The 10,171-nt window shown below is 63.9% G+C and carries 11 protein-coding genes and 1 tRNA gene; 8 read left to right on the top strand and 4 right to left on the bottom strand.

From position 1 onward, the window contains the following. From ABNS06_RS04725 to ABNS06_RS04750, 6 genes are all read left to right on the top strand, one after another. Positions 1-149, top strand: a 149-nt coding sequence (locus tag ABNS06_RS04725) for a 50S ribosomal protein L20 (protein WP_348672896.1), incomplete at its 5' end; no start/stop codon positions are given. A 153-nt stretch (positions 150-302) separates the two neighbouring features. Next, complete coding sequence (gene pheS, locus ABNS06_RS04730) at positions 303-1,304, top strand: phenylalanine--tRNA ligase subunit alpha (RefSeq protein ID WP_348672882.1); 1,002 nt, start codon at positions 303-305, stop codon at positions 1,302-1,304. A gap of 9 nt (positions 1,305-1,313) precedes the next feature. After that, a complete protein-coding gene (gene pheT / locus ABNS06_RS04735) occupies positions 1,314-3,677 on the top strand; it encodes a phenylalanine--tRNA ligase subunit beta (protein WP_348672883.1) in 2,364 nt (787 codons plus the stop codon). A gap of 2 nt (positions 3,678-3,679) precedes the next feature. Further along, positions 3,680-3,979 (top strand): integration host factor subunit alpha, encoded by a 300-nt coding sequence (locus ABNS06_RS04740; RefSeq protein ID WP_348672884.1) that lies wholly within the window; start codon positions 3,680-3,682, stop codon positions 3,977-3,979. Further along, entirely contained in the window at positions 3,960-4,331 is a 372-nt protein-coding gene (locus ABNS06_RS04745) for a MerR family transcriptional regulator (RefSeq protein WP_348672885.1), read from the top strand. The genes ABNS06_RS04740 and ABNS06_RS04745 overlap by 20 nt, the downstream gene beginning before the upstream one ends. Before the next feature lie 68 nt (positions 4,332-4,399). Then, positions 4,400-4,476 (top strand) — tRNA-Pro (locus tag ABNS06_RS04750). 155 nt (positions 4,477-4,631) lie between these two features. Here the strand turns inward: ABNS06_RS04750 and ABNS06_RS04755 are convergent. From ABNS06_RS04755 to ABNS06_RS04770, 4 genes are all read right to left on the bottom strand, one after another. Then, positions 4,632-4,841 (bottom strand): hypothetical protein, encoded by a 210-nt coding sequence (locus ABNS06_RS04755; protein WP_348672887.1) that lies wholly within the window; start codon positions 4,839-4,841, stop codon positions 4,632-4,634. A 52-nt stretch (positions 4,842-4,893) separates the two neighbouring features. Next, entirely contained in the window at positions 4,894-5,067 is a 174-nt protein-coding gene (locus tag ABNS06_RS04760) for a DUF1328 family protein (RefSeq protein WP_348672889.1), read from the bottom strand. Between the two features lie 48 nt (positions 5,068-5,115). Next, positions 5,116-6,693 (bottom strand): ShlB/FhaC/HecB family hemolysin secretion/activation protein, encoded by a 1,578-nt coding sequence (locus ABNS06_RS04765; RefSeq protein WP_348672890.1) that lies wholly within the window; start codon positions 6,691-6,693, stop codon positions 5,116-5,118. Between the two features lie 111 nt (positions 6,694-6,804). Further along, on the bottom strand, positions 6,805-7,251 hold the full coding sequence (locus ABNS06_RS04770; protein WP_348672891.1) for a hypothetical protein: 447 nt from the start codon (positions 7,249-7,251) through the stop codon (positions 6,805-6,807). A gap of 321 nt (positions 7,252-7,572) precedes the next feature. Here ABNS06_RS04770 and ABNS06_RS04775 point away from each other — a divergent pair, with 321 nt between their 5' ends. Beyond that, positions 7,573-8,808, top strand: coding sequence for a saccharopine dehydrogenase NADP-binding domain-containing protein (locus ABNS06_RS04775; RefSeq protein WP_348672893.1), 1,236 nt, complete (start codon positions 7,573-7,575; stop codon positions 8,806-8,808). Positions 8,809-8,920: 112 nt separating this feature from the next. Beyond that, positions 8,921-10,078 (top strand): alpha/beta fold hydrolase, encoded by a 1,158-nt coding sequence (locus ABNS06_RS04780; protein WP_348672894.1) that lies wholly within the window; start codon positions 8,921-8,923, stop codon positions 10,076-10,078. Positions 10,079-10,171 lie beyond the last annotated feature (93 nt).

The raw sequence follows: 10,171 nt of genomic DNA on the forward strand, positions 1-10,171 counted from the left end.
CCAAGGAAAACGGACTGTCGTACAGCCGCTTCATTCACGGTCTGAAGGAAGCGGGTGTCGAACTGGATCGCAAGGTGCTGGCGGACATCGCCGTACACGATTCAGTGGCTTTTGGTCAGCTCGCCGAGCAAGCCAAGGCCAGCCTCTGACCCGCATTGTCCGCCCCTCCGGGGGATGACAATGTGACCGTCGAATCAGAAGGGGAAGGCTTCTTGGCCTTCCCCTTTTTTGTTGCCCGCACGTTCACGGCTGCATCGAGCGGACGGGATTGAAAACGATAAAATATCAATCGGATCAATGGAATGTCGGAAGATCTGAATGTGTTACGCGAGGATGCGTCCTCGCGGATCGCCGCCGCTGACAATGCCGCCGCGCTGGATGCCGTCCGCGTCGAGATGCTGGGCAAGAAGGGGCGCATCACCGCGTTGCTGAAAACCCTGGGCGGGATGGAGCCGGAGGCGCGACGGACGTTCGGGGCTCAGGTCAACGAAAGCAAGCAGGCACTGATCGAACAGATCAACGCCCGGCGCGAAACGCTGGAACGCGAGGCGATCGATGCACGCCTGAAGGGTGAGGCCATTGACGTCACGCTGCCGGGCCGCGGTATCGGATACGGCGGAGCGCATCCGATCCGGCGCGTGATCGACCGGATCTGCGATCTGTTCGGCACCATCGGCTTCGAGATCGTCGAGGGCCCGGAGGTCGAGGACGACTACCACAACTTCGAGGCGCTGAACTTCCCGCCGAACCACCCGGCGCGTGCGATGCACGACACGTTTTACGTGGGCGGGGGCAGTCGCGTGCTGCGTACGCACACCTCGTCGGTGCAGATTCGGATGATGGAGCAGCGCGAGCCGCCGCTGCGGATCATCGCTCCGGGCCGTGTCTACCGCTGTGATTCCGATCGCACGCACAGCCCGATGTTCCATCAGCTGGAGGGCCTCTACGTCGCCCGCGGTGTCAGTTTCGCCGACCTGCGCGCGGACCTGAAGGCGTTTCTCAGCGCGTTCTTCGAACGCGACGTGAAGACGCGGTTCCGGCCGTCGTATTTCCCGTTTACCGAGCCCTCCTGCGAGGTGGATATCCACTACGAGGACCTCAACGGTCGCGCCGGATGGATGGAGATTCTCGGCTGCGGGATGGTGCACCCGAACGTGTTGCGCGCGGTGGGGATCGATCCGGAGATTTACACCGGCTATGCCTTCGGCATGGGCATGGAGCGCATGGCGATGCTGCGCTACGGCGTCGACGACCTGCGGTTGTTCTTCGAGAACGACCTGCGTTTTCTCTCCCAGTTTCAGTAGGACCGAACCATGAAAGTCAGTACCCAGTGGTTGTCCGAATGGGTGTCGGTGGACGACACCTCCGAGGCGCTGGCCGAACGCCTGACGCTGGCCGGCCTGGAAGTCGATTCCGTCGAACCGGTTGCCCCGGCGTTTTCCGGCGTGGTGGTCGCGCGTGTCGCCGCCGTGGCGCCGCATCCCGACGCCGACAAACTGCGCGTCTGCGAGGTTGACGACGGTAGGGGGACGATCCAGATCGTCTGCGGCGCGCCCAATGTCCGTGAGGGCATGCTGGTGCCGCTCGCGACCGTTGGCGCGACGCTGCCGGGCGATGTCAGGATCAAGAAGGCCAAGCTGCGCGGCGTGGAGTCGCAGGGCATGCTCTGTTCGGCCCGCGAGCTGGGGCTGGGCGATGCGGCTGACGGTCTGATGGAACTGCACGGCGACTATGCGCCCGGCCAGGACTTCCGCGACGCGATCGGCGCCGATGACACGGTGATCGAAATCGAACTCACCCCAAATCGCGGGGATTGCACCAGCTTGCGCGGTGTTGCTCGTGACGTGGCGGTGCTCTACGAGACCGAATGGTCGCCGGTGGCCACGGCACCCGTGGCGGCCGTCCATGACCGTCAGCGGGGTGTGGCCGCGCAGGACCCTGCCGACTGCCCCTCGTTCTGTGGCCGCCTGATCAGTAATGTCGATGCCACCCGGCCGACGCCGACCTGGATGCGTGAGCGGCTGCGGCGTGCCGGCCTGCGGCCGAAGAGCGCATTGGTGGACATCACCAACTACGTGCTGCTGGAGCTCGGTCAGCCCATGCATGCCTATGACGACGCCAAGCTGTCTGGCGCGTTGACCGCGCGTCGAGCCGCCGCCGGCGAGTCGCTGACGCTGCTGAATGAGCAGCCGATCGAACTGGATGGGCAGTGTCTGGTCATCGCTGATGAAGCCGGGCCCGTGGGTCTGGCCGGCGCGATGGGCGGCGCCGCCTCCGCGGTGTCCGATGCGACCACTGAGGTGTTTCTGGAGGCTGCCTGCTTCACGCCGCAGGCCGTGGCCGGTGTCGGTCGACGTTACAAGCTGGTATCCGATGCGCTTTATCGCTTCGAGCGGGGTGTCGATCCCGCGTTGCAGGCACTGGCGATGGAGCGTGCCACCGAACTGGTGATGCAGATCTGCGGTGGCGAGCCGGGCCCGGTGGTGTCGGTCGCCGACGTTGCCCCGCGCGAAACGGTGCAGCTGCGGCTGACCCGCCTGGCCGCCTTGCTGGGTGGTGCGATCGAGGAAGACGCCGTGCGCGGCATTCTGCAACGGCTGGGTTGCGTGGTGGAGCAGGATGGCGGTGACCAGCTTCGGGTCACACCGCCATCGCATCGATACGATCTGACCATCGAGGAAGATCTGGTCGAGGAGGTGGCGCGCGTGGTCGGCTACGACCATCTCCCCGGCGGGCCGCGTTCGGTGGAACTGGCGTTCGGTCAGTTGCCGGAAGGGCGGGTTCGCCGCCACCGGGTGCACGATCTGCTGTGTTCGCGCGGCTACAGCGAGGTGATCACCTACAGCTTTGTCGATGCCGACGTTGACGTGGTGCTGTCGGGCGGCCGGCCTGTCGTGGCGGTGGACAACCCCATCGCCGAGCAGATGTCGGTCATGCGCAGCACGGTCTGGAGCGGCCTCGTCGGTGTGCTCAAGCACAACCGTGCGCGCGGCCTCGATCGCCTGCGCATCTACGAGATCGGGTTGCAGTTTCATCCGGATGGCGTTGATGTCGAGCAGCCGCGCGTGCTGGCGGGACTGGCTGCCGGGCGGCGGGTCGCCGAGCACTGGGATGCCGATGCGACGCCCGTGGATTTCTACGACATCAAGGCCGATCTGGAGGCCCTGGTGCGGCAGACCCGGCGTGAGCTGGAGTGTCGCGTCGAGCCGCATCCCGCGCTGCATCCGGGACAGTCGGCACGCCTGCTCGTCGATGGTCGCCCGGTGGGCTGGCTTGGCCGTCTGCACCCCGCGTCGGCTCAACGGCTGGACATCGGACAGGACACCATCGTCTTCGAGATCGAGCTGGAGGCCGTGCTGGCCGGTGAGGCTCCCGCCTATGAGCCCGTGGCTGACCAGCCGGCCGCCCGGCGTGACCTGGCGGTCGTCTGCCCGGAGTCGCTGCAGGTGGGTGAAATGCTGGCCGTGGCCCGTCGGGCTGGCGGCGCGCTTCTTCGCAAAACGGACGTGTTTGACGTGTATCGTGGCGCGGGCTTACCCGTTTCCTCCAAAAGCGTCGCTTTGAGCTTGATTTTCCAAGATAAAACGCGCACGCTAACCGATCGGGAGGTGGACGAGGCCGTTGCCCAGGTGCGGACGGAGCTCGACACCAAATTGGGGGTTAGTTTCAGGGAATAAGCGTGGCGTTGACCAAGGCAGACCTTGCGGAAACGCTGTTTGAGGAGCTCGGGCTCAACAAGCGGGAAGCGAAGGAGTTCGTCGAATTGTTCTTCGAGGAAGTCCGTCGTTCGCTGGAGGCAGGCGATCCGGTGAAGCTTTCGGGATTCGGGAACTTCGAACTGCGGGACAAGCGCGAGCGACCGGGCCGCAACCCGAAAACAGGCGAGGAGATTCCGATCTCCGCCCGTCGCGTCGTCACGTTCCGACCTGGTCAGAAGCTGCGCAGTCGAGTCGACGAAAGTGCCCGCCGCAGTACCTGAGCGCGTCCAGGTTCCCACGCTGGAGCTGCCGGAGATTCCGGCCAAGCGCTACTTCTCCATCGGGGAGGTCAGCGAGCTCTGTGCGGTCAAGCCGCACGTGCTGCGCTACTGGGAGCAGGAGTTCACGCAGCTGCGCCCGGTGAAGCGGCGCGGCAATCGTCGCTATTACCAGCGACGTGACGTCGAACTCGTCCGCCAGATCCGTCATCTCCTCTACGACAAGGGGTTCACCATCGGCGGTGCCCGTCAGCAGTTGCAGGAGAACATCGCCGGAGACGCGCCCAAGTCGCCGGCACGCAAGGCGCTGGAAGAAATACGCATCGAGCTTGAAGCGATTATTCGTCAGCTCTGAGGTTCCGCGGAAAATTGTTCGGAAGCGGTGGAGTCGGCCGCTCAATCCCGGTATGATCCCGCCTCTTTCGGGGTGTAGCGCAGCCTGGTAGCGCACCTGCATGGGGTGCAGGTGGTCGGAGGTTCAAATCCTCTCACCCCGACCAAATTATCGTTAATAAACAGCCACCTGCGGGTGGCTTTTTATTTGCCTTGATAGAACCGAGAAAACTCCCGGATTTGCCGACAGGTTCCCCGGGACAACGAAAAACGGCGGCCATCGGCCGCCGTTTTTCGTTCGAGGTTCTGCCTCTCTGATCGATCAGTGGCTGCTGCCACCATCGTCGTCCTCGGCGGAGTCCTCGATGTCTTCCTTGGTCTGGTTGTATTCCTCTTCGACCTCTTCGGTGGTTTCGTCCACCTTTTCGCCGAATTCCTCGGCGGCTCCATCGTCGCTGTCACAGGCGGAGAAGGCGCCGATCATCAGAGCGGCGAACAGGGCCAGCAGGCCGTTGCGAATAGCAGTTGTCATGGTTAACTCCTGGGGAATGATTGGGGATAGAGGGGGGAAGGGGTGAAACCGGTCAGACCGGCGGTCGCCCGCGCAGGGCACCGGCGAGCAGGGCCAGTACGAACAGCACGAGGAAGATGAAGAACAGAATCTTCGCGATGTCCGTGGCCGCCGCCGCGATGCCACCGAAGCCGAAGACGGCCGCGATGATCGCGATGATGAAAAATGCGATGGCGAGTCTGAGCATGCTTTTCCTCCTTGTCGTATCGAGTGCGTTCCCTCGCGGGCGCAATGGCTAGAAGCTCCACTGCGCCTGGACGAAGACATCCTGTTCAATGCGATCCAGCGCGTCGCGATCGACGTTGTCGCGCTGCGTCGGGTGGGCGGAGATCACGGTGAGGGCGAGGCGATCGTCCAGCAGGGCGGTGGTTAGTTGAACGCCTGCATCCGCGATGGTCTGCCGCTCGGTATCGAACCGTTCCTCGTATTCAGCCGTACCGATTTCGTAGAACACCGCGACTTCGAATGTCGCGATACCCGCAGGAATGGCGCTTTGGGTCACTTCAAGCCGTCCATAGCTGCCTTCGTCGCCTTCCAGGGCACCGGGCAGATAGGCGGCGATGCGGGTTGGCCCGCCCAGTACCCATTCCTCGTTCTGCGGCAGCGGATCGAAGGCCCACTGGTGTTCGGCGAGCAGGCTGACCGATGTGTGCTCCAGCACATCCACGGCGAAGCTGCCCTGGACGGTGGAAACGGTGAAATCGTCATCGGCATCGGCGCGACCGGCACCCGTTTCGGCGGTGTCGGCCGAGATGGCGTGCTGCCCCTCGACCGTGAGTCCGACGGAATGGGGCAGGCCGAAGAGGGCGAACTCGTGCCCCAGCGTTCCACGCAGGCCCGCGAGGGTATAGCGCTCGTCCAGCACCAGGGCATCGGCCGTCTCGTCGGTGACCTCGTCATCCACGTAGGACACGGATTCCGCGATGATCAGGCGGGTACGCTCGCCGGCGAACAGCAGGTGGGACGCCTCGGCGGAGACTTCCAGTGTCTCGCCCGCGTAGCTGCGCTGCGAGATGCCGAGGTCCGGAATGACGGGGCCGAACTCGCGGTCGGTGGATACGACATAGTCGTAGTCGGTGTAGGACGCGTCGAGGCTGAACTGCCCCAGCACGCCGATGCGGTCGTAGCCGAGACCGGCCTTGATCAGATCGCCGTCGTCCTCCGACGGGCCTTCACCTTCGAACGCGCCGTCGATGCTGGCGCGGTATCGGTTGCCGTCGACATCCGCATATGAGGCGTCCACCATCGCGAAGTACTCGCCGATGAAGCGGTTGCCGAAGTTCGAGACACCCAGGTCCAGCGTGTAGCGCTTGCGCTGAGCACCGTCGACCTTCACATCAAAGGTCATTGCTGTCGGGTCTTTCTCATCGACCGGGTACAGCGCGTAAGGCTCATACCCGGCCTGGCGGGCATGCGTCTGTGCGAGCAGGGCCATGCGTCTAAAACCGTTATCGGTCACGTCCGGCTTGTTGAGAAAGCGCTCGAAATAGGGTTCCAGCGGGTCTGGAACGTCCACGTCGGTGAAGCGCCGCTCCGTGACATACAGGTTGGTCCCGCGCCGTGTTTCCAGCGCCTGCACCCGGACCAGAAAGTAGCCGCGATCGCGATACGCTTCGCTGAGCGCTGCCAGTGCGTCTTCGGTGCTGTTGACATCGTCCAGCGCGGCGATGACCGCGTCCTGGGACAACAGGCTGTTGCCATAGACCTGAAAGAACCTGTCACCGTCCGAGAGAGCGAGCGCCTGACCATAGTCTGCCGTCGGCGCGCTGGTGATGATTTGCGCGGGTTCAGATGGTGGCAAATCAATTGCCATGATGATCGTCCTTGTGTCGTGCAATGGGGTTGGATGCCGACGCGCAGGGTGGTGCGCTGCGCGTCGGACCCGACTCATGTCGAAACGAGTCCGTCTAGCGTCGGTCAGGCGTTACTCCGCCATCTCGTCTTCGAAGGACGCGACCAGCGCATCAAACTCGGTGGACGACAGCATCCGGTCATCGTCCTTGTCGACGCGATCGAACCGCGTCAGCACGGGGCGGCTGGATGTGGATTCGCCGGCGGAAATCATGCCGTCGCCGTCCCGGTCCAGTTTGGCGAAGGATGCATCCGGTGAGTCCACGATCTCGTCCATGCTGATTGACATCTTTCCGCTCATCGAGCCCTTGACCTCGCCCTTGGTGCCGTCATAGCTGTAGCTGCCGGAGTAATCGGCGGATGCCCCGTTCTCGGAGCCTTCCGCGCCGATCTGAGTTTCGGCGTCGGCGGAGCGATTGTCGGAGTTCATCGAGCCCTGCACATCCGCTGAACCCGATCCAGCCAGGGCGGCGGCGCTGGCGAAGAGCGCGCTCATCAATACCGTGATCTGTGCCTTCATTGTTGTGTCTCGTCGGTTCAAGTTGGTGACAGCGCGATCCACTGTCCCCATCTCTAGCGCATAGGGCGTGCCAATAAAAAATCACGTTAAAACAATGAGTTATGTTTTTAGTGGTGTCTCATCCGAGTCACAGGCGGCCTGTTGCCAAAGCCTGGCGGATGGAAATTAATTCTTATCATTCAACGGGTTATCCGCTGTCTCCAATACCCGACATGTTGAGGGGCGGCGGCGGATCGGTGGCTGGCCGGCCCCGAGCGATGTGCGTGGCCGGGGAGCTTGCGAGATACTCCGCGCCCGATTCATGGAAAGCGGTCATTCCGAATGAGTGCACAGTTTGATGTCGTGGTCTTCGGCGCCACCAGCTTTGTTGGCCAGATACTCAGTCGTTATCTGTTTGAACGTCACGGCGCGTCGGGCGGTGAACTGACCTGGGCGATGGCGGGGCGCTCGCGGAGCAAGCTCGAGCGTGTCCGCGGCGAGCTCGGACCCGGTGCGGCGGACATCCCGCTGATCCTCGCCAATGCCGATGACGAGACCGCGCTGACCACGTTGTGCAGCCAGACCCGGGTCGTGATCTCGACGGTCGGTCCCTACGCGTTATACGGATCGGAGCTGGTTCGCATCTGCGCCGAAAGCGGCACTGACTATTGCGACCTGACCGGTGAGGTGCAGTGGATCCGGAGGATGATCGATGCGCATGAGGACGCCGCGAAGCAGTCCGGCGCGCGGATCGTGCATTGCTGCGGATTCGACTCGGTGCCATCGGATCTGGGACTGCACTTCTTCCAGCAGCAGGCCAGGGAGCGCTTCGGCACGTCGATTTCGCGCGTCAAGATGCGCGTGAAGGCGGCCCGGGGTGGGTTTTCCGGTGGGACGGTCGCCAGCCTGCTCAATGTGGTTCAGGAGGCCAAGCGTGATCCGGCGCTGCGCAAGCAACTGGCGAACCCGCATCTGCTGTGCCCGCCCGAACTTCAAAAAGGTCCGCGTCAGCCCAATGTGAGTTTCGCCGAGTACGACCCGGACGCGCGAAGCTGGCTCGCGCCATTCGTCATGGCGGCGATCAACACTCGCGTTGTTCACCGTTCGAATGCCATCGCCGGATTTCCCTACGGAGACGACTTCGTCTATGACGAGGCGATGATGACGGGCATCAGCTCCAAGGGGCGCCTGGCCGCGATCTCGGTCGCGCTGGGCATGGCCGGGTTCATGACCGCTTCGGTGATTCCGCCGACACGCTGGCTGCTGCAGCGCTTCGTGGTGCCCAAGCCGGGCGAGGGGCCGACGCCGGCGGAGCAGGAGGCCGGATTCTTCGACGTCCGCTTCTTCGGGCATGGCCCGGGCACGGACGAGCTACTGGTCACCAAGGTCACCGGTGACCGGGACCCGGGCTATGGCTCCACCGGCAAGATGCTCGGCGAGGCCGGGGCCTGCCTGGCGCTGGACGTGCCGAAGGATGCTCCCGGTGGGTTCTGGACGCCAGCCACCCTGCTGGGTGATGCGTTCATGCAGCGACTGCAGACCCATGCCGGGCTGCGATTCGAGGTCGTCGAAGGGTAGGCACGCGGACTCAGCCCCTGGCGTGGCGGCTGGGACTTTCGCCGCTTCGGGGTCACTGCGGTGACGGGTTCGCATCGCTAGAATCGCCCGCCCACCCTGACCGACCATCCGGATGAAGCTGATCAACCGGGTCATCGACCGTGGCCTGCAGGCCAATCGCCTCGCCGCATCCGTGGCGAACAATGCCTTCGACCGGATGTTTCGGCCGGGGGCGCTGATTCAATCCAATCAGACGCCCTACGAGGAGATTGCCCGGCGCTCGCCGATGACCGTGCGCTACTACCCGCCGTTGCGGGAGCGCAGCATTCCGCTGAGCGACGGTGGCAGTCTGCCGGTGCAGGACGAGGAGCACGCGGTGCCGCTGGTTATCGTGCCGCCGCTGGCCGCCACCTCGGTCATTTTCGACCTGATTCCCCAGCGCAGCTTCGTGCGCTACCTGCGCGCATGCGGCTACCGCGTCTATCTCGTGGACTGGGGGTCGCCTGGCGAGCGTCACGCTCACTACAGCATCCGCCACTATGCCGAGGAGATGCTGGGCGAGGCGCTGACCGCGGTGCGCGAGCACGCCGGCGTGCAGCCGGTGAGCCTGCTGGGCTGGTGCATGGGTGGCCTGTTCAGCCTGATCTACGCCGGGCTGTCGCATGACGCGAACATCCGCAACCTGATCACCATTGCCAGCCCCATCGACTATCGCCAGGGCGGGATCGCGGCGCGGGTGACCCGGGCGATGGAGCTGCCGGCCTACCTGATCCGCAAGTACACGAGCTTTCGCGTCCACAACGTCGACCCGGCTTACCTTCAGGTCCCGGGCTGGCTCAATTCGCTGGCGTTCAAGCTGACCAACCCGGTCGGCAGCCTGACCGCTTACTGGGATGTGTTCGCCAAGCTGGCGGATCGCGACTACCTCGTGCATCACACGACGACGTCGCACTTCCTCGACAACATGGAGGACTACCCGGGCGGCATCGTCCAGGACTTCATCGTCAAGGTGGGCGTGGACAATGACCTGTCGCGGGGGCGTATCGAGGTCGGCGATCGCGTGTCCCAGTTCGATGCCATCGAATGCTCGCTGCTGGTGTTCGCCGGCGAGGCCGATGCCATCGTCACACCGCAGTCGGCGCAGACGATCCTCAATCTGGTGCGGTCACCGGACCGGGAATTCGTCATCGCGCCCGGTGGACATGCCGGGGTGGTGATGGGCAACAGGGCGCAGTCGGCGGTCTGGGCGGTGCTGGCCGAGTGGCTGGAGACGCGTTCCGCGCTCGCCTAGGGAAGCACTGATTTATTCACACCACCAAGACGGAGCCGGTTTTCCCGCAAGCCCAGGCGGAGTGAGTGCCGCTTGGTTATTCCAAGTCAGCGA

The organism is uncultured Abyssibacter sp. (assembly GCF_964000955.1).
In the GTDB taxonomy this organism is placed as follows: Bacteria; Pseudomonadota; Gammaproteobacteria; order Nevskiales; family OUC007; genus Abyssibacter.

Excerpts from the sequence above, each read along its gene's own strand:
- pheS (WP_348672882.1), top strand. The coding sequence starts at position 303 with ATGTCGGAAGATCTGAATGTGTTACGCGAGGATGCGTCCTCGCGGATC.
- pheT (WP_348672883.1), top strand. The coding sequence starts at position 1,314 with ATGAAAGTCAGTACCCAGTGGTTGTCCGAATGGGTGTCGGTGGACGAC.
- ABNS06_RS04755 (WP_348672887.1), bottom strand. The coding sequence starts at position 4,841 with ATGACAACTGCTATTCGCAACGGCCTGCTGGCCCTGTTCGCCGCTCTG.
- ABNS06_RS04760 (WP_348672889.1), bottom strand. The coding sequence starts at position 5,067 with ATGCTCAGACTCGCCATCGCATTTTTCATCATCGCGATCATCGCGGCC.
- ABNS06_RS04765 (WP_348672890.1), bottom strand. The coding sequence starts at position 6,693 with ATGGCAATTGATTTGCCACCATCTGAACCCGCGCAAATCATCACCAGC.
- ABNS06_RS04770 (WP_348672891.1), bottom strand. The coding sequence starts at position 7,251 with ATGAAGGCACAGATCACGGTATTGATGAGCGCGCTCTTCGCCAGCGCC.
- ABNS06_RS04775 (WP_348672893.1), top strand. The coding sequence starts at position 7,573 with ATGAGTGCACAGTTTGATGTCGTGGTCTTCGGCGCCACCAGCTTTGTT.
- ABNS06_RS04780 (WP_348672894.1), top strand. The coding sequence starts at position 8,921 with ATGAAGCTGATCAACCGGGTCATCGACCGTGGCCTGCAGGCCAATCGC.